Source organism: Halobacillus aidingensis, assembly GCF_900104185.1.
GTDB lineage: Bacteria > Bacillota > Bacilli > Bacillales > Halobacillaceae > Halobacillus > Halobacillus aidingensis.
This window is the reverse complement of record NZ_FNIZ01000015.1, coordinates 21224-46462: the sequence shown is the minus strand read 5'-3', so window position 1 is coordinate 46462 and position 25239 is coordinate 21224. Positions and strand designations below refer to the sequence as shown.

Below are 25239 nucleotides of genomic sequence, written 5' to 3'. Positions count from 1 at the left end.
AACGTTTCATAGCTTCTTTTTGGGGAATGGACACTTAGATAAGGAAATCCACATAGGACCAATTCATTAGAACGGAGGCTGTCGGATTATGCAAAGACAACAAACCATTATCGAAGAGTCATTAAAAGCGATCATGGAGGATGAAGATTTTCTCCCGGATTTGAAAGCACAAACACGGGAGCAGGCCTACAACTCATTGGTGGCCCTGCTTTCGACCCCGAATCATGTCCACAAATCTTTCCTGCGCATCACTACAGAAAATGGAACGATTGTAAGGATTCCGTCATTCCGCGTACAACATAGTGATACAGTGGGTCCTTATAAAGGCGGGATTCGTTTTCATGAATCAGTCGATGAAGATGAAGTCTCCAATTTAGCAAAACTAATGACTTTGAAAAATGCCCTGCATGAACTTCCTTTTGGCGGAGGTAAAGGGGGAGTGGTCATCAACCCGAAAGAATACAGCGTAAAAGAACTCAATTTGATATGTAAAAAATACGTGCAATATTTCAATGATATCCTTGGACCTGACAAAGACATTCCAGCCCCGGATGTCGGTACAGGGGAACGGGAAATGGACTGGATGATGGGAGAATTCAAGAATATTCATCCCGGAGAGCCGTACCGCAACAGTTTTACAGGAAAAAGCATCGTAAACGGCGGGTCGCTCGGAAGAAGAGAGTCAACGGGAAAAGGGGTCTATTATACGTTTCGGTACATGATGCATGATTTCGTCAATGAACATAGAAAATGGTTGAGTGATACAGAGAACATTTTTGCTCATACGGCTCTTGACCATGCTGATAAAAAGTTAAAAATGGCGGTTCAGGGCTTTGGTAACCTTGGTTCTGTCGCTGCCCTTGAAGCGTATCAATGCAATCATCTGCAAAACCGTGTGGTTGCCGTGAGCGATGCGAATGTCATGCTGTATAATTCAGATGGCCTGGACATTCCTGGTCTTGTCAAATTCGCGAAAGAGCATGATGGTGATTTGCCTTCAACAGAACAAGAACTGAACGAGCATGAACTTGTGGCAGAGATTAAAGAGCGGGATGACTTGCTGGAAATGGATGTTGATGTTCTGATTTTAGCAGCGTTGGAAGATCAAATCCATAAAGATAATATGAAGGACATTCAAGCGAAGATCATTGTAGAAGGTGCAAACGGGCCAATTACAGAAGAAGCGGATCGGTATCTTGCGGATAAAGGTGTATTGATTGTCCCTGATATCTTAGCAAATGCAGGTGGTGTCATCGTTTCTTATTACGAATGGGTTCAGGGGAGAGAAGCACAGTTTATGGCGGAGGATCAGATTTTTGAAAGACTTTTTGATAAGTTGAAAGGTACGATGGATACGATTCTTCCACAGTTCTTTGGGGATCCGTTCCCCCTAAGACAAAATTGTTACATCCACTCCGTCACCAAACTATCCACGATTATGTACCGTCAAGGAAAACTTTATTAGGGTATAAAAACTCAGCCTTTCATGAGGCTGAGTTTTTTTTTTGCACATATTTTCTTAGAAAAGGGAAAATTAAAGGAAGAGTGTTTATTTTAAGGAGGAGTTGCAATGCTTGAAGGAAGATCAGCATTAATTACTGGTTCAGGGCAGGGGATTGGACTTGAGATCGCTACAGAATTTGCAAAAGCCGGCGCGAAAGTCATGCTTAATGATATCAATGAGGAGACCCTCAACAAATCAGTTGAACAGCTACGATCTCAAGGACATACAGTCGAAGGGGTCGTTGCCAACGTAGCAAAAGAAGAAGATGTAAAGAATGCAATTGAAGAAACGGTCAGTAAGTTTGGCAAAATTGATATTCTAGTCAATAATGCAGGAATTCAACATGTCGCTCCAATTGAAGAATTCCCTAGTGAAAAATTTGGATTGATTCTGGACATTATGCTGAAAGGACCATTCTATGGGACGAAGTACGCGTTCCCACACATGAAGGAACAGGGGTATGGTCGTATTTTGAATATGGCTTCCATCAATGGACTCATCGGTTTCGCTGGAAAAGCTGGTTACAACAGTGCCAAGCACGGGGTCATCGGACTAACGAAGGTAGCTGCTTTAGAAGGAGCGGACCACGGTGTAACGGTGAACGCAATCTGTCCTGGTTATGTGGATACGCCACTTGTCCAGAACCAATTAGAAGACCTTGCGAAAACAAGAAACATCGATAAGGAAAAAGCGTTAGAAGAGGTTATTTATCCCCTCGTACCACAAAAACGATTGTTGCAAGTCCAGGAAATTGCAGATTATGCAATCTTTCTTGTCAGTGAAAAAGCGAAAAGCATCACAGGACAAGCAGCGGTCATCGATGGTGGCTACACTGTTCAATAATAATAAAACACGTCCCCTTGTGGGACGTGTTTTTCATTTGTTCGATCAAATCAAAAAGCTTCCCTCCTTAAGAGAGAAGCTTGTGTTAGTTAATTGATGCCGATCATGGCAAGGAAAATAATCGCAATCGTTGCGACCATCGGAATAAGAAGGCCAACTACGAATACATCCTTGTAAGAATCCTTGTGTGTCAGCCCTGTAACGGTGAACAATGTCAATAAAGCACCGTTATGAGGGAGAATGGATGCTCCAGATGCTACCGATGTAATACGGTGAAAAGCTTCAAGACTCAACCCTTGATCGACCGCAATATTGTAATATTCCTGTCCGAGAGCTTCAAGGGCAATTCCCATTCCGCCAGAAGCCGACCCTGTAATCATCGCAAGCAGACTGACGGCAAAGGCTTCTGAGAAAAACGGGCTTAGAGGAATACTGAAAATCAAATCCTTTACGGAGTCAAACCCAGGTGAAGCCGTAACAACAGTACCAAATCCGACTGCCGCACTTGTGTTAATGGTAGCCATAACTGAACCGGAAGCCCCGCCATTGATGGCTTTTATGAAATCCTTATAATCCTGCCAGTTAAAGATCATGATTAAAATGATTCCGATGAGCAATGCGGCTAAAATACTGATTTCGAATACGTTCAACGTCAAAACAACAGCGATTAGTGGAATGGTGGAAAGAATCCAATTTGGAAGTTCTTCTTCGTTCACACTTTTAACTTGGTTGTCACCTTCAGGCTCAGTAAATTTCTCATCTTTATTGTTAAGTTGTTTTTCACGGAATTTCAAATAAAAATATCCGCCGACAGCCATAATCAATGCGGCAACTATTCCTAGAATTGGAGCTGCCATCGTGTCTGTCTTAAAGGTGTTGATTGGAATGATATTCTGAATCTGAGGTGTTCCAGGAAGAGCTGTCATTGTAAAAGTGAAAGCTCCGAGTACGAACGTGGATGGAATCAACTTTCTGGAAACATTCGCCTCACGGAACATCGCGACAGCCAATGGATACACAGCAAAGACAACAACAAACAGACTAACCCCGCCATACGTAAGAATCGCTGCAGATAAAAGCATTCCGAGAATGGCACGCTTTTTACCAATTACGCTCGAAATCTTATGGGCAACCGACTGTGCAGCTCCCGTATCTTCCATCAACTTCCCGAAAATCGCACCGAAGAGGAAAATCGGAAAGTAGTCTTTAGCAAAGTCAACAAATCCCTGCATATAGGTATCTGTATAAGCGGGAAGGATATCCATTCCACTTAAAATCGCGACAATACCTGATACGAGTGGCGCAATCCAGATGATGGACCATCCAAGATAAGCCAAAAGCATAAGTAATACGAGTCCAATTAGGATACTGATCATGATGAATCCCTCACTTTATTTAATTTCTGTTTTACTTTGTCCAAAACTGTAAAATACATGAGGGATTCCATATGAATTCAATTGTTTAAAAGAACTCAAGCGTTCGTTCCTCCACTAAAGCTCCCGTTTGTGGAAGACTCAGTTTCGAGACTTTTGTTGAGTGCATGGGGGCTGCGGGGAATAGCTCGCTTGCCGCGGGAGCGCGGTGAGCACATTCCCCGCAGCCTTAAGGGCAGCCTTTCTAGTTGAAATAATGTATGACAATTCCTGGCCATGGATACGGGGTCAGGGAAACGACGATTTGCAGTGTTTTGGAATCAGTCAGTAGAAAAACACACACGTTCGTGTCTCCATTCGCTTTTCATGCGGACGTTTCCCAGACCCTGTTCCCACACCTTATTCGTGCAGAATCTATGGTTAAAACGACTCTATAACGGCGTGGATGAGCAGGTCTTTCATTACCGAACTTGGCAGGTTACTATTAGAGCGATTTCGAGAACCTCATATGGCAAAGGGGCGGAGGGAAACGGTGAGACTCCTACCTTAAGTGTGCAGGCGCCTTGGTCAGCGGCGTATGGACTGGACTGAGCTGGCGGAGATAAAGGAAACACGAAGAGCGGAGCGATTCGATGTTGACTTATCGTACAGAAGCGAGGGAAGTCTCACTAGCCGCTAGGCGCCGGAACCGGATATCTAAGAGGAAGTGCGTGGTAGATGAGACCCCGCAGAGCGTTAGCTCGAGGAGGCTCATCACTCGCCCACGGAAAGCGAACCTTTTCCCGGAGCCCCTAAATACCCACAAAAGTCTCGAAATCGAGTCTTACACAATCCTGCCATATTGTTGAAAAAAAACCGAGTATAACCTGGGAAGGTTATACTCGGTTTTGGTATTTATAGATCAGCCTGTGTTGCGAAGGCCGGCTGCGATTCCGCTGATGGTGAGAAGAACTTCTGTCAAGATATCTTCATGATCGTCGACTTGGCGTAGTTCCTTGATGAGTTCCACTTGAAGGAAGTTCAATGGATCCACATAAGGATTACGAAGGCGTACGGATTCTTTGATTGTCGGTTGGTGATCAAGAAGTTCAGCATCCCCTGTGATTTGCAGCAAGATGTCTTTGGTGCGGTCGTATTCTTCTACGATGTTTTGGAAAATACGTTCCCCAAGTTCTTGATCATTGACAAGGGCTTTATATTCTTTAGCTGTCTGAATATCCGCTTTTGTCAGGGCCATCTGCAAATTGTTGATGGTAGAGCGGAAGAACGGCCAGTTCTCATACATTTGCTTGAGAACTGCGAGGTTATCTTCGTTATTATCAACATAACTGGCGAGCCCTGTACCTGCAGCGTACCATGCCGGAATGAGCTGACGGTTTTGTGTCCAAGCGAAAACCCATGGGATGGCTCTTAAGTTTTCAAATTTGGAACTGTCTTTACGCTTCATTGGACGTGAACCGATGTTCAGTTCACTGATTTCCTGTAACGGTGTCGCTTCGTTGAAGTAAGTCAAGAAGTCTGAATCACCGAATACGAGCGATTGATATTTTTTCAAGGATACATCAGAAATGTCTTCAAGAGCTTGCTCCCATAGTTCTTCCCGATGGTGACCTTGTTCGGACTCTTTAGAAATGTTCATGGCTCCCTCTAAAAGGGTAGAGGCTCCTTGCTCAAGACTTCGGTATGCGATATCTCTCAGCAAGTAACGAGAAGAGAGGACCTCTCCTTGTTCTGTAATTTTCACGCCTTCGCCAAGAGTTTCCACTGGTTGAGAAAGCAGGCTCCGGTTCAATGGTCCGCCACCACGGCCAAGAGATCCACCACGACCATGGAAGAATTTCAATCCAACATTGTATTCAAGAGCCATATCGTGAATTTCCTGCTGGGCTTTGTAAAGTCTCCAGTTGGCTGTGAGTGTTCCACCATCTTTACTTCCGTCAGAATATCCAAGCATAATTTCCTGGTGGTTTCCATGCTTGTCCAGATGTTTGCTGTAGACATCCATTTCAAAAAGGGTCTTCAAAATGTCAGGACCTGCGACAAGGTCGTCGACGGTTTCAAGTAGTGGGGCAACGTTAATATTGCTTTCCACTGTACCATCCGCATGCAGACGATAGATGCCTGCTTCTTTAGCCAATACAAGGACTTCAAGAAGATCACTTGCAGATTCCGTCATACTAATCAAGTAGACTTCAATCGAACGCTCACCGAATTCCTTATGAGCTTTGCGGATCATTTGGAAAACATTCAGCATTTTTTGTGTCTCTTCGGAGTAGTCTTCGTTCAATAATGAAATCGGACGTGGATCCTTCAAGACATCTTGGAGCACTTCAAGCTTGTCTTTTTCTTCTAGGGAAGAGTAGTCCTCGACAATTCCTACTTTTTGTAGAAGTTCTGAGACTGCTGATTCATGTTCGCCACTATGATTACGAATATCGAGTGTTGCGAGGTGGAATCCGAATAGTTCCACTTGACGAATCAGTTTGCGTAGCTTTTTAAGTTCGCGCTTGTTCGGCTGGTGTGTTCGGGCACTGTCACGAATTTGACGCAAGTCATTGAGAAGCTCATCCGCATAACCATAGCCGATATCAGACTTACCTACTTGACGAAGGCGTTCTAGGATAATGGCAAATTTACGTCGGTAAATTTCGCGCTCCACTCGCCATTTCTTACCTTTTGGAAGCATTGGTTCTTCTTTTTCAATCGCGTTCTTCAACTCATCTGTGACAGTCACTTGTGTTGACGAATGGCTGAATCGTTTCATCAGCTCGACGAGGACCGCATCATATTTTTTCAAAACAAGCTTCCGTTGTTTTTGAAGTGTTTGCCACGTGATATCAGGTGTTACGTTCGGGTTACCGTCTCGGTCGCCACCGATCCAAGAACCAAAACGAAGGAAGTTCGGCACGTTCCAGTCTTCATTAGGATAATGATCTTCCAACCGGGCTTCGAGTTCCTGGTGGATATCTGGCAGCACATCAAATAAGGTTTCGTCAAAATAATAAAGGCCATTGCGCACTTCATCCATAACGGTTGGTTTCCGTTCGCGTAATTCGTCTGTCTGCCAAAGAACCGTGACTTCATTTTGCAGGCTGTCCTGCAAACTTTCACGTTCGCTCTTTGTCAGTTGAGGCTGATCAAGCTTTTTAAGGATGGTTGCAATACGCTTCTGGATTTCAAGCACGGTCCGCTTTGTAGCTTCTGTAGGGTGGGCCGTAATAATTAATTCCAAAGAAAGCTTATTCAACACCTCTTGAATAGCACCCTTAGAAAAGTCATTGTTTTTCAAGTTCTGTACAGCGCTTTCGAGCGAGAATGGTTGAGCGCCATGATCTTCGCGCAATTGGTATTCGCGACGACGACGAATACGATGATTTTGTTCAGCGATATTTACGAGGTGGAAATAAATTGAGAATGCGCGGATGACTTGGGAGCGCATCGGTGGTTCGAGGTTTTGAATCTCATTTTTCAGTTGATTATATGTTGAGGGATCTGGACTCTTCCTCAAGTCTTTCGTTAATTGTCGGATCGTTTCTACTTTGTTTAGTAGTTCCTCTCCGCCGTGGTGGACGAGAATATCACCTAGCATTTTCCCTAATGCATGGATGTCCCGGCGTAAGGGAGTTGTATGATCGTTTGTGTTTTTTACAGTTGTCATACTTTCACCTTCCTGTCAGATCATTTAAGTAAGATAAAATTGCCTATGTGTTTCATAATGTTATCAGAATAATTTGCATAGTCAAACACTTCGAACCGTGTTACCATCAACGGTTGCCCCATTACCACTGTCAGAAGAATATGGTAAATATAAGAATGCCAAGACATGTAAGCGTTAACTTATAATCATGCATAAACATACTTCTTCTATTTTAAATTCTTTCCCCATAAAACACAAAATGAAAATCTTAGATGTGTTATTTGGAAGAATATGTATGACCTGGTCACCCAATCATTTACATAAAAAACGGTCTATGAGAGGTTTCGTGCGGGCGGGGGTGTATAGGAATGTGGGGAGTATGAAAAAGTAAGAGGAGAGAACGCGTGATATTCTCCCCTCATAGGTTTTATGTATATTTATTGAGACTCATTTCATAAAGGCTCCACATTTCGTCTTCGAAAGACCGGTGGTTTTTTAAGTATCGGTCTATAGTGAAACCGGCATTCTCATAACAGCGGATGGCTCCTGTATTAAAGTCGAAGACACCTAATGTCACTTTTTCTAGATCGAGTTGCTGAAAGGCGTACATGGAAATTAGCTGGATCATCTGTTGTCCATATCCCTTTCCTCTGTATTCAGGAGAAACGATGACCTTTCCAATTCGTCCCTGTTTTTGATCTTTATCTATACGTCCTATGGAGAGGTGTCCAATGATTGTATCCAGTGACGGATCATACACTTGGAAAGCTCGGCGGTCTTCGGCGTCTTTGTAATCCATCAGTTGCTGGTGGGTTAATGGAAAGTTGAACATCGGTCCACCCCACTGCATAAGGAATCTTGGGGAAACAATCCAATCGAATATTGTATTGAAATCTTTTTCTTGAAAAGGAATCAATTGTAGCATATTCCATCTCCTTTCATTACTTTTCACTTGATGATACACCACTTTTCAAAAATTATGAAAAAATTCGTGACATTACATCTATACACATGGGATGATAAACTATTGTACAGTTAACGTTGGTAGAGGAGGGAATTCTAGTGGCAGATAAAGATCAAAAAAAAGAACAAGTCATTGATGAAGCGTTAGGAGAAAAAGACGTACGGAAGTTAGAGTTTCGCGGAGGCGTCTTCACTGCTACCATACCTTTAGTGTTTTTCATCATATGGGCAATTGTATTAAGTGTCACAGGGCTTGTGACAGAACAAGCATTAGTCTTGGGCATGGTCATTGGTATTGGCCTTGGTCTATTCTTGTGTAAATCCAAATGGTCGGATTATGCCCAGAGTTTAATTTCCGGCATGGCCCAGCCTGTAGGAGTCGTTGCGATCATTGCCTGGTTTTGGGCAGGAATGTTTGCGAACATGTTGTCTGCCGGTGGATTAGTCGACGGTCTTATTTGGTTCGGTTTTCAGTCCGGGCTTGAGGGAGGAGCTTTCGTAGGAATTACCTTTCTTTTAGCAGGATTATTTTCGACCGCTGTCGGAACCGGCTATGGTACCGTAGCGACTTTTGGAGTCCTGATGTATCCTGCCGGGGTCATTTTAGGGGCGGATCCAGTCATTCTTCTTGCAGCCATATTAAGTGGAGCTGTCTTTGGAGATAATTTAGCGCCTGTATCGGACACGACGATTGTTTCTGCGACAACCCAGGATGCGGACGTACCTGGAGTTGTGCGTTCACGCTTTAAATATTCCATCACTGCAGCCATTCCAGCTCTTATATTATTTGTGATTTTTGGCGGTGGTGGAGAGATGGGCAGTCAGCAAGTAGTCAGTCAGCTTCAAAATGAAGTTTCTCCTGAAGGGCTTCTCATGTTAGCACCATTTGCATTAGTTCTATATTTGGCCTTAAGCGGTCATCATCTTTTGACGTCGCTATCATACGGCATTCTGGCAGCTGCCGTGTTCATCTTTCTTACCGGTCATTCCTTGAAAGATGTCCTGCATATCCATAAAAACGATGCCGGTGAAGCCGTCATTGAAGGGGCATTGATCGATGGTATCAGTGGCTATTTCAATATGGCGATCTTAATTTTATTCATCTTGGCAGCCGCTTACCTGTTGGATGTTGCAGGTACCATGGATGTCATCAAAAACTTCTTCTTGAAGTTGATCAATAATGTGGTGCGCCGAGCTGAACTTTCCATTTTCGGAATCGTTGCTTTCTTGAATGTATTTATTACGATTAATACAGCGGCTGAGATTGCTGCTGCGCCGTTTGTTCGTAAATTAGGAACAGAAATGAACATTCACCCGTATCGAAGAGCCAACTTCCTGGATACGGTCACCTCTTCACTTGGCTACATTTTTCCATGGAGTGGTGGAGTTTTGCTCGCATGGGCTACGGTCCAGGGGGCAGCGGATCAATACGACTTCTTACCTGTCGTGGGCCCTGGAGAAGTCTTCCCCTTCGTCTTTCAGGGCTGGTTGCTATTAATCGTTATGTTTATTGCGGCATGGACAGGCTGGGGGCTTCGTTACACCGGTAAAAATGGTGAGGAAGTAAAACCAGAAGATTTTAAAAAATAAGTCGTATGAGTAACCCCCTGAGTTATAAACTCAGGGGGTTGTTTTTGTATTACGCATGAATGTGGGCTTTTACTTCTTTCATTTGATCCAGGTGGCGTAGTTCGTGCCAACCGATAAACTCTACCCATTGTTCCAAGTTCATATCTCCAAAAGAGGGGTGAGGGAATACGCGGTTTTGCAAAGTTTCTTCATCCTTATTGTGAATAAGGAATAACGTCGCTTCACGTGTTTTTTTCAAACCTTCTTTCGCTTCATCCAATGTATTGAACTCGCCTTTCGGGCGAACGGCCTCTGGTGCCTCGACTTTATAATCGCGGTTGGTCGTCTTATGGATCGGTTTTTCTGTCGCTTGTTGTGTGTCACCTTGCTTGAGAGCCTGATTAATCTGATAAACGATTAATTGTTCCATTAAGTATAAATGTTCTAAAACTTCAAGGATGGACCAACGATTTTCTTCAGGCTTGACAGATGCTTCTTGCTCTGAAACTTCTTCAACAAAATGGAGCAGTTCATTTCTTTTTTCATCTAAGCCATACATACAGATTCTCCCTTTCAAGTGAAGTTACATCGAGTCTATCACAACTCTTATAGAAGTTTCTTTCCCTAGCACCTCCAAAAATGAAACCTTTCACACGCCCTTCCGTATGTAAAGTTAGGAAAAGGAAGATTTTTCATGACCGGGTCATACAGATTATTCCAATTGTGCGGAGGCCACGGACTAAGGCTGCATTTCAAAGAGTATGCGCCTGAGGTGTTGGATTGGTTTGACAAGCATTTGGAGGGAGAATGAAAATCCTTATTTACAGTAGGGATTTGTCCGTCTTTATTGAATAGTAAATGACGAAGGCTCATTAAAATCATAGCCACTAAGATCCGAAAACTTTAGGCCTCGATTTTGATCCATCGTGGTATAGAAGCAATGAGAAAGCATAAATAATCATAGAATACGCTAAGGAGGAACAGATGATGAGTGACTACTCCATTGATGAATTTATTAGAAAAACGAAGCAGGATGAATCCGAGAATGATTACTTTGAGCTGGAGACCCCGAGAATCCTTGAGGTGAATCTACTCGATCAAGTATGGGCTAAAGCAGGCGCGATGATTTCCTATAATGGGAACATCAAATTTGAAAGAGAGGGCATCCTTGAGCATGGCGTCGGTCGTTTATTTAAAAAAGCGATGACTGGTGAAGGGAGTTCTTTAATGAAGGCTACTGGCCGTGGTCGTCTTTACCTTGCCGATCAGGGTAAGAAGATTACTATTTTTGACCTGGATAATGAAACAATCACAGTGAATGGAAACGACCTTCTGGCATTTGAGCCGAGCATTGATTGGGATATAAAACTGATGAAAAAAGTGGCCGGGATGGTTTCGGGTGGTTTATTCAATGTAACCCTCAGCGGAAGTGGACGCGTCGCGATTACTTCGCACTATGAACCATTGACGCTGCTAGTTCGTCCAGGGGAACCTGTAATCACTGACCCGCATGCTACTGTGGCATGGTCCGGGCACTTGGAGCCGAATTTCAGAACAGACATCAGTTTCAAAACATTGATTGGACGCGGAAGCGGGGAGTCCATTCAAATGGAGTTTGAAGGCGATGGATTCGTCATTGTTCAGCCGTTTGAAGAAGTTTACACGACAGGGCAGAACTGAGCTGAAGCGGATTTTTTTACAGACAGGCATGAGCATGTTAAGCTCTGAATACAATGAAATCAAGAAAGACAAAACTCGATGTACAATCATTTGAAATTTTTAATCTGTTATCCTTTACTTCGTTACAAAAACGTAGTACTATGGATACTAACAAAAATAAATAACGGAAACTTCTTATCCAGAGAGGCGGAGGGACTGGCCCTTTGATGCCCGGCAACCATCGAATCAATCTACGGATTGACGAGAACGGTGCCAATTCCTGTAGAATGTATCCACATTCTAAGAGATGAGAGGATCGTGCGGATATTAGCGACCCCTTTTCTTACTGGATAAGAAAAGGGGTCTTTTCGTGTAAGCACCATAACCGTCAAGGCTCTCGATAGAAGTTGCGTTAAGGGAAAGGAAAGATGTTAAATGGCAACAGCTATTTTCGGTGCAGGATGTTTTTGGGGAGTAGAAGCGTTTTTTGAAAAATTCGAAGGGGTTACAGAAACGAAGGTCGGTTATATTGGCGGCCATCTGGATAACCCGACATACGAACAAGTCAAAGCGGGCAAGAGTGGACACGCGGAATCTGTGAAAGTGAACTACGATCCAACCGTAATCACTTATGCAGAACTTGTAAATATCTTCTTTGAAGCTCACGATCCGACTTCCCGCAACAAGCAGGGAATCGACGTTGGTCACCAATACCGTTCTGTCATTTTTTATTCGGATGCAAGCCAGAAATACATTGCTGAAGAAAAAATTAAAGAATGGGAAGGTAAAGGGATTTTCAAACGCCCGATCGTTACAGAAGTAGAAGAGGCCACAACTTTTTATGAAGCAGAAGAGCATCACCAGAAATATTTACAAAAGCATGGATCTGCCGCATGCTCCATTGGATAATAAGAAAGGACCCTTTCGCGAGGGTCCTTTTTATATAGGTAAACCTTCTTAATCTTCTTTTTGCCTGGATGCATCCATGGCTTTTAAGAAATAGGCTGTAGGGAGAAGGATGCCGATTCCCGATTCAAGCAAGGCAAAGAAACGAGCCATCCCCACAGGTAACATGTCACCATAACCTACGCTCAACAAGGTTTCCCCACTGAAGTAAAGCAAGTCCAAAAAGGTTGGTTCGACAGGTTCCCGGGATGATAAACTAGTAACTAGAATGACTCCATCTAAAGATAGCAAATAGTAGAGGACCGTAAACCCTAGTAATACACCTGTCAGTACAAAAAATAATTGAAAGAAAAGTGCCGTGCTGAAGTAGCTTTTTCTGTATGTTTTATTCGTGAAAAAGTACACGAGATTCGCTGCAATGAAAATGACCGCAACGATGAACAGAGCTTGTACCATTTCTTCTTCTCCTTTATAAAAAAATTGAATGGCTATGTTAGCGTCCACTGTGTAAAGACGAGCAAGCCATTATAGAAGAACTCCTACCCTGTGTAGAAGTTCCCGTAAACATTGATTAAAAAATGTAAGGAAGGGGCTGGGCTTTTGTGGGTTAATGACGCGATTCTAATTGTGATGTGTATTTTCATGGTATTGGGTGCCCTTGATTATTATGTGCTTAATCACCGGCTATCTCTCGGGTGGCGTTTTTACGAAGCGTTTATGATGATGGGACCGCTTGCTCTTTCGATGGTAGGGATCATATCCCTAGCACCCGTACTGTCCCAGTGGCTGGCCCCTGTCATCCGCCCGTTGTTTTTATGGTTCGGGGCGGATCCTTCGATGTTTGCATCTATGATGCTTGCTATTGACATGGGTGCCTACCCTTTGGCAGAATCTCTAGCTGTGGAAGAGGAAGCGGCCACTTTTTCCTGGGCACTCCTCGGTACGATGATGGGACCGACGCTTGTTTTTACAATTCCTGTTGCGCTTACGATTGTAAAAAAAGAAGATCGGCCTTTCTTTTCAAAGGGAATTTTAGCAGGTTTAGTTACGGTTCCGATCGGATGCTTTGTCGGTGGTGCACTGGCAGGATATGAAGCGGCGTGGATGTTACGTAATTTGACGCCGGCTATCTTGCTTTCCGGCTGTATCGGGGCGGGATTATGGTTGTTCACGAACATAACGATCCGGTTATTTTCTTATTTCGGAAAAACCATTGAAATCATCATCATTACAGGTCTTGCTCTCATTATTATCGAAACGTTGACAGGGTTCGTTGTCCTGCCGGGGATGGCTCCTTTATCGGAAGGGATCATCATCGTTGGAAGGATTACCGTTACATTAGCTGGTGCTTATCCTCTTGTCGCTTTCATCAATCAGCGGGGAGAGAGATGGATAGGACAACTGAGTGAAAGGTTAGGCATGAATGCTACGTCCTTAACAGGGCTGATCGCTTCTACGGCACATCACTTACCCATGTTAGCGACGATGAAAGATATGGATGAACGAGGGAAAACGGTCAATGCTGCCTTTGCGGTGAGTGGGGCGTTTGTCATCGGCAGCCATTTTGCGTTCGTGGCTAGTGTAGAAAGGGATATGATTTTCCCAGTATTGGTTGGTAAATTAACAGCTGGGGTATTAGCCGTTGGTCTTGCCTTATGGATGACGAGAGAGAGCAAATCAGTTTCTTCGAGTGTCGCACCCCTATATAATGAAAAGTGAATCCGCTGAAAAGGAGTTTTTTCATGAAGACAGAAATGAGAAAGCATTATAACGATTACATTGAAAAATTCAAGAAAGCAACTCCTGATGAAATACAAGAAAAAATGAAGAAGGCGATTGATGAACTTGAATCTTCAAATGATGGAGAAGGTTTGTCAGCAGGAGAGAAAGCGCCAAACTTCAACTTGCCTGACGCGAAGGGGGAAACGGTCGAGCTTTATGAACAATTAAAAAGTGGACCGGTCGTCCTTACTTTTTATCGCGGAGGATGGTGTCCTTATTGCAACATGGAACTGAGAGCCTATCAGCAAATCCTAGATGAGATTCATGGAGAAGGAGCTGAATTGATTGCGATTAGTCCACAAACCCCCGATCAGTCACTGACGACACAGGAGAAAAATCAACTGAACTATCATGTGGTGAGCGACGTTGGGAATGAAGTGGCCAATCAATACAATTTAGTGTACCAATTACCAGATTACCTTGTAGAGGTATATAAAGACAAAGGGCTGCAAGTGGACAAACATAATGGCGACGAAACTTGGACCCTGCCTGTCTCCGCAACATATATCATTGATACAGATGGGACGATTTTGTATGACTATACGAAGGCTGATTATAAAGATCGAGCCGAACCGTCTGACGTTCTTGAAGAATTGAAAAAAATAAATACGTAAGAACAAAGCGCCCTCTGGATCCAGAGGGCGCTTTGGTATTTTTTGTTTTACATAAAGAGATTCAGATTCATAAAAAAGAAATAGGCAGCAAGGACAAATATCAGGATACAAGACTGCAGGCAAATCCCAAGGATGCTACATACCTTTCCGCCTAAGGCGAAACGGTATCCCGGTTCTTCGGTGGAAAGTTTACCGAGAGCTTTATTTGCAAAAAGTATCCCTACCCATCCAAGAATGATACCGATAAGAGGAAGAAAGATGGACATGATTCCAAACACACAAGAGGTAACGGCTTTTTGATACAACCATGATCACCTTCCATTACTTTGTATATCGATTGGCATAACTGCTTGCGACAATGGAATCCGGTTTGATCTTCGCTTCCATTCCGAGCGACTCGATTCTTGCCATCATTTCATTTACATAGACTCTTGTCCTGTTTCGGTCTCCACTCCCGATATCGATGTGACCTTCGATTGTAAACGTTGCTCCTTTATAAATATAAGGGAGGACGACTTCGATGAGATCATTCTTCTTCTCTTCCGTAAATAAGGCAGCCACTTGCTCCGTTAAGGACGTTTCATAGGAAATACGTTCATGCAATGTCGTCATTTCTCTGTGTACCACTTCTTTGCGGAAACAGGCCCAGGCTCCTTTTCCAACTCGTTGGATGACAATACCGGTAATGAATAGGGTGTGGGAGGGGTGAACTTGGGAATCGGTCCCCATCATGAGCTTGTAATCCCCGATGGGCTCACTTTTCATAAACGTCAGAATATGAGAAAACACTTCTTCAAACTTCATTTTTTTATGCGTGAGGTTTTGAAACATATGGGATTGGTTCACATTAGCCAACTCCTTAAATTTTTCAAAAGAAAGAGATTGTACGTCAATGAGCTAGTGACCATTCTGTTATTAAGATATTCATAGACCTACTCGAAAGATAACATGAATTTATCGAGAGTATGTGTCAGTGTTGAAAAATTTATGTGCATTTTCACTTAGAAAAAGTTTTCCTCCCCCGTGTGACAAAGGAATCACCACTGTAAATCGAGAAGGAGTATTACACAAAAGTTCATGAACTAAGTGTTCAATTAAAGCTCCCTTTTCTGGAAGGCTCAGTTTCGAGACTTTTGGTGAGTGGATGGGGCTGCGGGGAATAGCTCGCTTTCCGCGGGAGCGCGGTGAGCACATTCCCCGCAGCATTAAGGGCAGCCTTACCTAGTTGAAATAATGAATGACAATTCTTGGCCATGGATACGGGGTCAGGGAAACGACGATTTGCAGTGTTTTGGATCAGTCAGTAGAAAAACACACACGTTCGTGTCTCCATTCGCTTTTCATGCGGACGTTTCCCTGACCCTGTTCCCACACCTTATTCGTGCAGAATCTATGGTTAAAACGACTCTATAACGGCGTGGGTGAGCAGGTCTTTCATTACCGAACTTGGCAGGTTATTGTTAGAGGGATTTCGAGAATCTCGTATGGTAAAGGGGCGGAGGGAAACGGTGAGACTCCTGTGGGAAGTGCGTGGTAGATGAGACCCCGCAGAGCGTTAGCTCGAGGAGGCTCATCACTCGCCCACGGAAAGCGAACCTTTTCCCGGAGCCCCTAAACTCCCACAAAAGTCTCGAAATCGAGTCTTCAAGTATACTGCCATATACTTGAATAGAAAAAATGAGGGAAAGGAGGGGAGGAGATGGTGGTTGAGGAGATCATTCGAAGAATTCCTTTATTAAATGAAGGAGAAAGATTCGTATTAGGAATCGATGGTTTGAGTCGTTCAGGAAAAACGACGTTTACGGAGAAAATAAAAAAGGAACTACAGAAAAAGTCTATTCCAGTCGTAACGTATCATATCGATGATTATGTTGTGGAAAGAGAGAAGAGGTACCATACAGGATATGAACCATGGTACGAATATTACTTTCTACAATGGGATGTCAAAGCGTTAAAGAAAGACTTATTCGAAGCACTAGAGAAAGAGAGTACATTAGTTATTATGGAAGGCGTGTTTTTACAAAGGAAGGAATGGCGAAGTTTTTTTGATTTTATGGTCTATGTACAGTGTTCGAGAGAATTAAGATTCTCAAGAGAAAGTGAGGAAACGAGAAAGAAAATCGACAAATTCAAAGAACGGTACTGGAAAGCGGAAGATTACTACATAGCAACGGTCGAGCCTGAAAGACAAGCTGATTTTATTGTGAAGTCTTCTTTGTGAAAACAAAAAAGGAGAAAAGGCGCACCTCTTCTCCTTAAACGTGTTAAAAAATGAAAATCCACATAAGAATGACTGTAATGACAAACGTGATGGCGTAGATGGTCGTCAGTAACGGAATGCTCCCTGTGTCACTTCCTGCGTTTTTCAACTGCTTGGCGTCATCTTCTGGTGAAGATGTGTTTTCGGGTTTGTTTACATTTTTAGCTATAACGATCGTGCCTATCAATGCGGCTACCGAGGCAATAATGGCAAGTCCATAATAAATCGGGTACATAGGATGAGCTCCTCTCCCTTTTGTTACTTTTATTATAATAGAAGAAAGGTGGAAGTGCTAAAGTTCTCTATGTTACATATTTTCAGGTGCCTGGATCCCGAGGATGGACAAACCATCTTTTAATTGATAGTTAACGGCATAAATCAATGATAGAAGCGCTTGTTCTTCCTCACTTCCCACCACTTTTGTATGGGCGTAAAATTTATTGAAATGACGTGCGACATCTAGGAGGTGTCTCGCAAGCTTGGATGGATCATATTCTTGATATGCCTTCTCAATCACTTCTGGGAAAAGACGGATGGTTTTAATCAATGGCCACGCGGCTTCTGCTTGGACGTCTGTGACAGGATGTTTGTGATCAAAGTTCCCTTTTTCTAACAAAGATACGGTACGCGCGTAGGTATATTGGATGTATGGAGCCGTATGGCCTTCAAAGGTAAGCATATCCTCTAAGGAGAATTCCACATCATTGCGACGATCGTGTTTAAGGTCGTGAAAGATGACGGCACCTACTCCTACTTGTTCCGCGACCTTTTGAGCATTCTTCAAATCAGGATTCTTTTCTTTTATATTTTTGGCTGCCTGTGAAATAGCCTCCTGGAGCGCTTGTTCAAGTAAAACGGTCTTCCCCTGGCGAGTAGACATTTTCTTGCCATCTTGAAGCATCATTCCAAAGGAGATATGTTTTAATTGATCCGCCCAGGAAAACTCTGCTTTTTTCAATACATGCTTGATCTGCTGAAAATGAAGGGTTTGCTCATGACCAACGACATAGAGTGCTTCATCAAAATCATATGTCTGCTTGCGATCAAGCGCAGCTGTTAAATCTCTCGTTGCATAAATGGTCGTGCCATTACTTTTTCGAATCAGGCAAGGAGGTAACGCTTCCTCATCGAGGCGGACGACTTGTGCGCCATCCGATTTTTCCAACAATCCTTTTTCCCGCAGCATGTCGATGGTCCCATCCATCTTGTCATTGTAGTAGGCTTCGCCACGGACCAAATCGAATGTGATGCCTAAGAGTTTATAAATCTTTTCAAACTCTTCCAGAGATACGGCTTTGAACCATTTCCACAAGGTAACAGCCTCTTCATCGTTATTCTCCAATTTCTTGAACCATTCTCTTCCTTCTTCAATCAAAGATGGATCCTCTTTCGAAGCGTGGTGAAATTTTACATACACGCGGGTCAATTCTTTAATCGGCTTCTGTTTGAGACTTTCTTCCTCGCCCCATTTAAGATAAGCGGCAAGTAGTTTCCCGAACTGTGTCCCATAGTCTCCGATATAATTGATCTTCACCGTTTCATATCCACATTTTTGTGCAAGGTTAGCGAGAGCATTTCCAATGACTGTAGACCTTAAGTGCCCCATGGAAAAAGGTTTGGCAATATTCGGAGCTGACATATCAAGAACGACGGTTTTTCCTTTTCCGAATTCGTGAGCTCCATAGGCTTCTGGATCTTGGTAAAATTGTTTCAATGTGTGTTCAGCGACAAACTTCTGATCAAGAAAGATATTGATATAGCCGCCTACTGTTTGCACTTCTTTAAATATCGGATGTTTTAAATGACTGGAAATCTCTTCAGCGATCAGATGCGGGCTTTTTTTCAATGTCTTTGCCAGCGGAAAGCAAGGAAAAGCCAGGTCGCCGTGGTTTGGCTGCTTAGGAGTTTCAATCTGTTGCTGCACCCAATCTCGCTGATAATCCTCCCCAAGGATATGAGCAATTTGCAGGGCAAGTATTTGTTTTTCCATAAACGACACCTCCATAAAATAAAAAACCTCGTCTCTAAAAAAGAGACGAGGTTTGTGCTCGCGGTACCACTCTTATAGCTATCGTATAGCCACTCGATGTTGTTAACGGGGACGTCCCCGGCTTTTCCCTACTCCATGATTCAGGAAAGCTTCTCAAAAGTCCGTTTCACTACAGAAATCCTGCTCAGGCTTCCACCACCCCTGAGTCGCTGTTCTGTTTCTGGTAGCTACTCTCTTTTTCCTAGAATTTCTATATTTGAAAAGATTATAGCGGAAAGCATTCCCATTTGCAATCCCTTCCTTGCGAATATCCTGGTTTATTTAGGTGAACATACGATATAGAGGTGATTGATGATGGATTGGATTTGGAAAGCCGTTCTCATTATTATTGTAGGAACAATCATTCTACGTATTGCTGGCCGGAAGTCTATTTCTCAGATGACGTTATCACAGACGGTTATCATGATTGCAATCGGTTCCTTATTGATCCAACCTGTCGCGGGGAAAAGTATATGGGTGACGTTCGGCGTGGGGGGAGTGCTTGTTCTTACACTGATGGTTATGGAATTCAGCCAGGTGAAATTCGATTTTATGGAACGTTTCCTCACAGGCAGGTCTGTTTCCATTATTGAAAACGGACAGCTGAACGAGAAGAATATTAAGAAGTTACGTTTTACCGTCGACCAACTGGAAATGAAGTTAAGGCAGAGCAACATCACATCCATTGATGACCTTAAGTCGGCGACCCTGGAACCAAACGGGCAGGTCGGGTATGAATTGAAAGAACATAAAAGGCCAGCGACAAAGCAGGATATTGATGATTTGTACCAACAAATCCTTTCGTTAAAACAGATGTTAAATCCCGATCAGGCTACACAGATCCCAACTGCAAAACCACCTGCTGAGGATTTATTTAAAGAAGTAGAAACAAAGCAGCACCAGCAGGTTCATCCTGATCGCTTGAATTAAGTTTCCATACAGGCATTTCGATCTATTCCTTGATATAATGGAGCAGAGGTGAGAAAAGTGGAATCCATAAACACCATTGAAGAACTCAATACGTTTGTTCAAGAAAAATCGCTTTCGATTGTCTATGTTTCGAGGCCGGGATGTTCGGTCTGCCATGGTTTGCTTCCGCAAGTGGAAAACTTGTTGAAGGAATATCCTGACATTGAGTCCAGGCATGTTAACGCTGATGAAGTTCCACAAGTGGCGGGAGAGTTTTCTGTCATGACGGTGCCTGCCGTTTTGATCTACTCCGAAGGGAAAGAACTATTCCGCAAAGCACGCTTTGTTCCAATCGGGGAGCTGAACCAGCAACTGGCTAAACTGAATCATTTCATTAATGAAGAATGACCATCTGTTGATTTCCTCAACAGGTGGTTTTTTCTGTTTGCATACAAAAAAATAAAGTCAGATAATTCCCTCAATTTTGCTTTCTCCGGCTTTTCTTGAAAATTCAATGCCCAAATATATGTCTGAGGCGAGATTATTTGCGATGAGAAGCGATGAAATGGAAATACCTCGCAGTGAAACCGTTTACACTAACTAATTGGCGTATATAGACCCGACTTGCCAAAAACCCCTTGAATAAGTTCTGCCCAGTGTTATGATGAAAAACGTCTTAAATAAAGCGAACAAAAAATGCGAACGGGAGAGATTAACCCAATATGATTAAACAAACGATTGCTTTTCTAGGTGCAGGCTCAATGGCTGAAGCGATGATTTCAGGCATGGTGGAATCCGGTAATATTCCAGCTGAGAACATCATCGTGACCAATAGAAGTAATCAAGAACGTTTAAACACAATCAATTATAAATACGGCGTACGCACGGTATTAAAAGATGAATTGAACTTTGCAGAAGTCGACCAGTTCATTTTGGCGATGAAGCCGAAAGATATTGATGCTGTACTTGCCGATTTGAAAGATAAATTGACAGCAAACCAAGTACTTGTTTCTGTACTTGCGGGAATCTCAACATCTTATATGGAAGAACGATTGAATGAAGGCCAGCAAGTGATCCGCGTAATGCCGAATACGTCAAGCATGCTTCGCGAATCAGCGACAGCCATTACGCCAGGGCGTTTTACGGATATGGACAATGTACTTGTTGCAAAAGAATTACTGAAATCCATTGGCGAAGTTTTCGTCATTGAAGAAGATAAAATGGACGTTTTCACCGGAATAGCGGGAAGCGGACCAGCTTACTTCTATTACTTGATGGAACACATTGAAGAAACAGGCCGTGCAGAAGGCATGGATCGTGAAACTCTTCGTGAAATCGGAGCTCAAACATTGCTTGGAGCAGCAAAAATGATGCTGGAACGCGATGAAAGCCCGACTGAACTACGTGAAAATGTAACATCACCGAACGGTACGACAGCAGCGGGGCTTAACGCTCTTGATCAGGCTGGTGGAGGTTACGCCATTTCTGAAGCAATTAAAGGAGCAGCCGGTCGTTCGAAAGAGTTAAGCAAAGAACTTGAAGGACTACTTGTAGGCAGTAAGTAAACGAAGCAAATCGACGCGAAAATGTTAAACAGGAGTGATATGTTGAGTCAAGATAAAAAAAGGGTAGTAATTAAAATAGGGAGCAGTTCCCTCACCAGCATGCACGGAGAAGTCAGCCGCCGTAAATTAGAAAAATTAGTAGATGAAGTCGTCCAACTAAAAGACGACGGCCACGAAGTTTTACTCGTATCCTCAGGAGCCGTAGCTGCAGGTTATCGTAAACTCGGTTGCCTCGAGCGCCCGAGCTCTTTACCTGAAAAGCAGGCAGCCGCATCCATTGGCCAAGGATTGTTGATGGAATCTTATTCCGATCTTTTCCTATCCCACGGTTATATGGGTTCTCAGATTCTCATTACACGTAGCGACTTCTCTGATGAAGACCGCTATAACAATGCACGTAATACGATTAATGTCCTACTCGAACGCGGCATTATTCCAATCGTCAATGAAAATGACACCATTACAATCGATCGCTTGAAATTCGGAGATAACGACACTCTTTCTGCTAAAGTTGCAGGTCTTGTCGATGCCGATCAATTGGTCATTTTATCCGACATTGATGGACTTTACGATGCAGACCCTAGAAAAAATGAGGACGCGAAACTACTTGATAAAGTCCACGAAATTACCCCGGAAATTGAAGCCGCAGCTGGTGATCCAGGTAGTGCAGTCGGAACAGGTGGCATGAAATCCAAAATTGACGCATTTAAGATTTCCATGGCATCCGGCATCTCTTCCTTCTTAGGAAAAGCCAACACACCAAACATTGTTTATGATGCTGTATACGGAAATGCAACAGGAACGTATTTCGAAACAACGACAGATGCCGAAAACCTTGATCAGAAGAAACAGTGGATTGCGTTCAACTCTGGACCGGAAGGCGAAGTCATTATCGACCATCGCGCGAAAGAATCAATCGTTGATATGAAGAAGAGTCTTCTACCGATGAACGTTCACCATGTAAAGGGACGTTTTGAAAAAGGTGCCGTTGTCCGCATTCACGACCTGGACGGAGACGAAATTGGATTAGGCGTTGTTAATTATTCTTCAGATGAAATGGAAGAAATGATCAGCCTGACTGAACCTGAACTTGAATCATATGAACAAGCAGCCATTGAACGTAAAGATTTTGTCTGCCACTTAGATGTTGCCCTGCCCGTAGGTGTTTAAAATAATCAAGGAGGTCTTTGATGACACTAACAACAAATGTGAACGTTGAAGCACAAGCAATTGAAGCGAAGAAAGCTTCGAAAAAATTGATGATTCTTTCTGAAGAAGAAAAGAACCAGGCGCTTAATCATTTAGCCGATGTACTTGAACGTGAATACGAGACGATTCTAGCGGCCAACGAGAAAGATTTGGCGAATGGTCGTGAAAAAGGCTTCACCGATGCATTTATGGACCGTCTATCCCTTACTAAAGAGCGTGTAGCTGAGTTTGCCCAAGGGTTACGCGATGTTTCCAAACTAGAAGATCCAACAGGTCAAGTGGTGACGGATTGGACGCTTGAAAATGGTCTGCAAGTTGAAAAAGTAACCGTACCTTTAGGTGTTATCGGTATGATTTACGAAGCTCGTCCGAACGTGACTGTTGATGCGACTGGTCTAGCTTTGAAATCCGGTAATGCAATTGTTCTAAAAGGTGGATCTTCTGCAATCAACTCGAACCAGGCGATTGTTGAAGTGATGCACCGTGGTCTAGAAGAAACGAAGATCCCGAAAGAAGCGGTACAATTCATCGCATCCACAGACCGCGCAGCAACAAATGAACTTTTCAAAATGAAAGAACACATCGACGTACTCATCCCACGTGGGGGTGGCAAATTGATCCAGGCCGTTGTTGAGAACGCAACAGTACCTGTACTTGAAACAGGTGTTGGAAACTGCCACATCTATGTCGATAAGCATGCAGACGTTGAAAAAGCGATCAACATTCTCGTGAACGCGAAAACAGACCGTCCGGCGGTATGTAACGCTGCCGAAACACTCGTTGTCCACAAAGAGTGGTTGAGTGAGCATAAAGATGCGCTCATCGCTGCATTGAAAGAAAACAACATTGCTGTGCACGGCGATGAGTATATCCTGGATATCATCCCAGGCTCTGTACTTGCCGGTGAAGAAGACTGGGCGAACGAATACTTGAGCACAGATATCGCAGTGAAAGCTGTAGACGATCTAACCGATGCGATTGCACACATCGAAACGTACGGCACGAAACACTCAGAAGCGATTGTGACAGAAGATGCAGAATCAGCAGAGACATTCTTTGCACTTGTGGATGCTGCTGCTCTTTATCACAATGCATCCACACGTTTTACGGACGGTGGTGCGCTAGGCTTCGGAGCTGAAATCGGTATTTCCACACAAAAATTGCATGCCCGTGGCCCAATGGGACTTCCTGCACTAACGACAGTGAAGTTCTTAATGAAGGGTACCGGCCAAATTCGATAAGCTTTTTAGCGGAAGGGAAACTCTCAGGAGTTTCCCTTCTTTTTTTGCTGAGGAGATGAGGCGAGGGTGTCGAATACTTAATTAACGTTGTCGAATTCTTAAATAGCGCTGTCGAATTCTTAATTATCTTTGTAGAATACTCAAATAACCAAGTCGAATTCTAAAATAACAGCTTAATGATATATTTTCTATTCCTAGTACGCCCGAAATTAGGACTACAGCATTCATTCAAAAGCTTTCTTGCAATATATTCTGTTTTAACTCCAGCAATTTTCCTGAATTCTGCATTTGTTATAGTATCACCGATCAGCAATTGATGATCTCTCAACAAATGTAAATGCGCATCCTTTGATTTCGATCCACACCGTCCGCAAAGCCAGTGATCACGACGGCGAATCATACCAAGTAAGCGGCACGAGGGACAAGGGGCTCCCCAAATGAGCTCACCTTTAGAGATCCCATATTGTTTCATGACATCCGAATCGTAGGGGGTATACTCTGATTCAATCTGTGCTGAGAATTCGTTCAAGTAATCGTCAGACCACAAATCCTCTCCTTTGAAACCTTCCAAGAATGCTGTCAGATGAGTAGGGAGCTGTTTCACTAGAAGGACTCTTTTTCTTTTGTTACGATCTTCTCCTTGAAATGTAAGGGAGGCATTTGAGTTAGCGATGACAATGAAGGAGTAGATGGGGATGGAGGGAAAGCCAGACCTCTGGATCCAGCGCTGCAACTGGAATTTCTGTAGTTCTACTTGTACAAAGGGATCCTGAAATATTTCGCTTTTTCCTTCTGTCATTCTAATGAGTTTCCTGTGATCAAGGTCAAATTGGAGCTCTCCTTTGTAGTTCTTCACCTCTAGAATGACCAAGCATTTCTGTGAAAGGAGGAGAGCATCAATTTGAAAAGGTTGGATACCATCGTGAAGCCTGATGTCTTGTATGCTTTTTCCAGGCAGGTATTTCATGTAATGATCCGCTGTTGATTCGCCAAAATGCCCAGCAGACAAGCGCCCTAGATGGTTTGCTATTTCTTCTCGGAAGGGATGGTGGATGGAAATTCTATTAAAGAGAGATTCGAGCTTTGCAATTTCCGGTGTTTTTTGTCGAGACATAATCAGACTCCTTTTACAAAAAATTCATTCTATTATATGATGGTGTAATCTTTATTTTTAGG

Annotated in this window: 22 protein-coding genes, 1 riboswitch and 1 other annotated feature; of the genes, 13 read left to right on the top strand and 9 right to left on the bottom strand. The window is 43.3% G+C overall.

Annotation, left to right across the window (positions count from 1 at the left end; all coding sequences use genetic code 11):
* Positions 1-88 precede the first annotated feature (88 nt).
* Both BLS23_RS14150 and BLS23_RS14145 read left to right on the top strand, forming a co-directional pair.
* On the top strand, positions 89-1465 hold the full coding sequence (locus tag BLS23_RS14150; protein ID WP_089653386.1) for a Glu/Leu/Phe/Val family dehydrogenase: 1377 nt from the start codon (positions 89-91) through the stop codon (positions 1463-1465).
* A gap of 105 nt (positions 1466-1570) precedes the next feature.
* Positions 1571-2347: a 3-hydroxybutyrate dehydrogenase gene (locus BLS23_RS14145; protein ID WP_089653383.1), complete on the top strand. Its 777-nt coding sequence runs from the start codon at positions 1571-1573 to the stop codon at positions 2345-2347.
* Positions 2348-2436: 89 nt separating this feature from the next.
* On the opposite strand, the gene BLS23_RS14140 is transcribed toward BLS23_RS14145, so the two are convergent.
* The 3 genes from BLS23_RS14140 to BLS23_RS14130 form a co-directional block, all read right to left on the bottom strand.
* Positions 2437-3723 (bottom strand): GntP family permease, encoded by a 1287-nt coding sequence (locus BLS23_RS14140; RefSeq protein ID WP_208599187.1) that lies wholly within the window; start codon positions 3721-3723, stop codon positions 2437-2439.
* Between the two features lie 898 nt (positions 3724-4621).
* Positions 4622-7378, bottom strand: coding sequence for a phosphoenolpyruvate carboxylase (gene ppc, locus BLS23_RS14135; RefSeq protein ID WP_089653381.1), 2757 nt, complete (start codon positions 7376-7378; stop codon positions 4622-4624).
* 406 nt (positions 7379-7784) lie between these two features.
* Entirely contained in the window at positions 7785-8282 is a 498-nt protein-coding gene (locus tag BLS23_RS14130) for a GNAT family N-acetyltransferase (RefSeq protein WP_089653378.1), read from the bottom strand.
* 137 nt (positions 8283-8419) lie between these two features.
* Here BLS23_RS14130 and BLS23_RS14125 point away from each other — a divergent pair, with 137 nt between their 5' ends.
* On the top strand, positions 8420-9910 hold the full coding sequence (locus BLS23_RS14125; protein WP_089653374.1) for a Na+/H+ antiporter NhaC family protein: 1491 nt from the start codon (positions 8420-8422) through the stop codon (positions 9908-9910).
* A gap of 49 nt (positions 9911-9959) precedes the next feature.
* Here the strand turns inward: BLS23_RS14125 and BLS23_RS14120 are convergent, their stop codons facing one another.
* On the bottom strand, positions 9960-10448 hold the full coding sequence (locus tag BLS23_RS14120) for a DinB family protein (protein WP_089653372.1): 489 nt from the start codon (positions 10446-10448) through the stop codon (positions 9960-9962).
* 428 nt (positions 10449-10876) lie between these two features.
* Between BLS23_RS14120 and BLS23_RS14115 the strand changes: the two genes are divergently transcribed.
* Positions 10877-11569 carry an AIM24 family protein gene (locus BLS23_RS14115; protein ID WP_089653369.1) on the top strand — a complete coding sequence of 231 codons (693 nt, stop codon included), beginning with the start codon at positions 10877-10879 and terminating at the stop codon, positions 11567-11569.
* 171 nt (positions 11570-11740) lie between these two features.
* Positions 11741-11862, top strand: a riboswitch (SAM riboswitch).
* Positions 11863-11983: 121 nt separating this feature from the next.
* Positions 11984-12457, top strand: a complete 474-nt coding sequence (gene msrA, locus BLS23_RS14110) for a peptide-methionine (S)-S-oxide reductase MsrA (protein ID WP_089653366.1) — start codon at positions 11984-11986, stop codon at positions 12455-12457.
* 48 nt (positions 12458-12505) lie between these two features.
* On the opposite strand, the gene BLS23_RS14105 is transcribed toward msrA, so the two are convergent.
* Positions 12506-12910: an ion channel gene (locus tag BLS23_RS14105; protein ID WP_089653527.1), complete on the bottom strand. Its 405-nt coding sequence runs from the start codon at positions 12908-12910 to the stop codon at positions 12506-12508.
* Between the two features lie 144 nt (positions 12911-13054).
* Here BLS23_RS14105 and eutH point away from each other — a divergent pair, with 144 nt between their 5' ends.
* Together eutH and BLS23_RS14095 are read left to right on the top strand one after the other, a co-directional pair.
* The gene (gene eutH / locus BLS23_RS14100; protein ID WP_089653363.1) at positions 13055-14173 is read left to right on the top strand and encodes an ethanolamine utilization protein EutH; all 1119 of its coding nucleotides are present in this window, start codon (positions 13055-13057) and stop codon (positions 14171-14173) included.
* Between the two features lie 23 nt (positions 14174-14196).
* Positions 14197-14850, top strand: a complete 654-nt coding sequence (locus BLS23_RS14095; protein ID WP_089653360.1) for a peroxiredoxin-like family protein — start codon at positions 14197-14199, stop codon at positions 14848-14850.
* 321 nt (positions 14851-15171) lie between these two features.
* Here BLS23_RS14095 and BLS23_RS14085 read toward each other — a convergent pair whose 3' ends face one another.
* Positions 15172-15681 carry a ribonuclease H-like YkuK family protein gene (locus BLS23_RS14085; RefSeq protein ID WP_089653524.1) on the bottom strand — a complete coding sequence of 170 codons (510 nt, stop codon included), beginning with the start codon at positions 15679-15681 and terminating at the stop codon, positions 15172-15174.
* Positions 15682-16549: 868 nt separating this feature from the next.
* Between BLS23_RS14085 and BLS23_RS14080 the strand changes: the two genes are divergently transcribed.
* A complete protein-coding gene (locus BLS23_RS14080) occupies positions 16550-17071 on the top strand; it encodes an AAA family ATPase (protein ID WP_089653356.1) in 522 nt (173 codons plus the stop codon).
* Positions 17072-17114: 43 nt separating this feature from the next.
* On the opposite strand, the gene BLS23_RS14075 is transcribed toward BLS23_RS14080, so the two are convergent.
* A complete protein-coding gene (locus BLS23_RS14075; RefSeq protein WP_089653353.1) occupies positions 17115-17345 on the bottom strand; it encodes a hypothetical protein in 231 nt (76 codons plus the stop codon).
* A 72-nt stretch (positions 17346-17417) separates the two neighbouring features.
* Positions 17418-19100, bottom strand: coding sequence for an arginine--tRNA ligase (argS, locus tag BLS23_RS14070; RefSeq protein ID WP_089653350.1), 1683 nt, complete (start codon positions 19098-19100; stop codon positions 17418-17420).
* A 38-nt stretch (positions 19101-19138) separates the two neighbouring features.
* Positions 19139-19352 (bottom strand) — a binding site (T-box leader).
* Between the two features lie 102 nt (positions 19353-19454).
* Here argS and BLS23_RS14065 point away from each other — a divergent pair.
* The 5 genes from BLS23_RS14065 to BLS23_RS14045 all read left to right on the top strand — a co-directional run bounded on the left by BLS23_RS14065 (position 19455) and on the right by BLS23_RS14045 (position 24063).
* A complete protein-coding gene (locus BLS23_RS14065; protein ID WP_406945624.1) occupies positions 19455-20069 on the top strand; it encodes a DUF421 domain-containing protein in 615 nt (204 codons plus the stop codon).
* A 57-nt stretch (positions 20070-20126) separates the two neighbouring features.
* Positions 20127-20456 (top strand): thioredoxin family protein, encoded by a 330-nt coding sequence (locus BLS23_RS14060; RefSeq protein WP_089653343.1) that lies wholly within the window; start codon positions 20127-20129, stop codon positions 20454-20456.
* A gap of 314 nt (positions 20457-20770) precedes the next feature.
* Positions 20771-21613 carry a pyrroline-5-carboxylate reductase gene (gene proC, locus BLS23_RS14055; protein WP_089653340.1) on the top strand — a complete coding sequence of 281 codons (843 nt, stop codon included), beginning with the start codon at positions 20771-20773 and terminating at the stop codon, positions 21611-21613.
* Positions 21614-21652: 39 nt separating this feature from the next.
* The gene (gene proB / locus BLS23_RS14050; protein WP_089653338.1) at positions 21653-22783 is read left to right on the top strand and encodes a glutamate 5-kinase; all 1131 of its coding nucleotides are present in this window, start codon (positions 21653-21655) and stop codon (positions 22781-22783) included.
* Positions 22784-22803: 20 nt separating this feature from the next.
* Positions 22804-24063, top strand: a complete 1260-nt coding sequence (locus BLS23_RS14045; RefSeq protein ID WP_089653335.1) for a glutamate-5-semialdehyde dehydrogenase — start codon at positions 22804-22806, stop codon at positions 24061-24063.
* A 160-nt stretch (positions 24064-24223) separates the two neighbouring features.
* On the opposite strand, the gene BLS23_RS14040 is transcribed toward BLS23_RS14045, so the two are convergent.
* Positions 24224-25177 carry a nuclease-related domain-containing protein gene (locus BLS23_RS14040; RefSeq protein ID WP_089653333.1) on the bottom strand — a complete coding sequence of 318 codons (954 nt, stop codon included), beginning with the start codon at positions 25175-25177 and terminating at the stop codon, positions 24224-24226.
* Between the last annotated feature and the right edge of the window lie 62 nt (positions 25178-25239).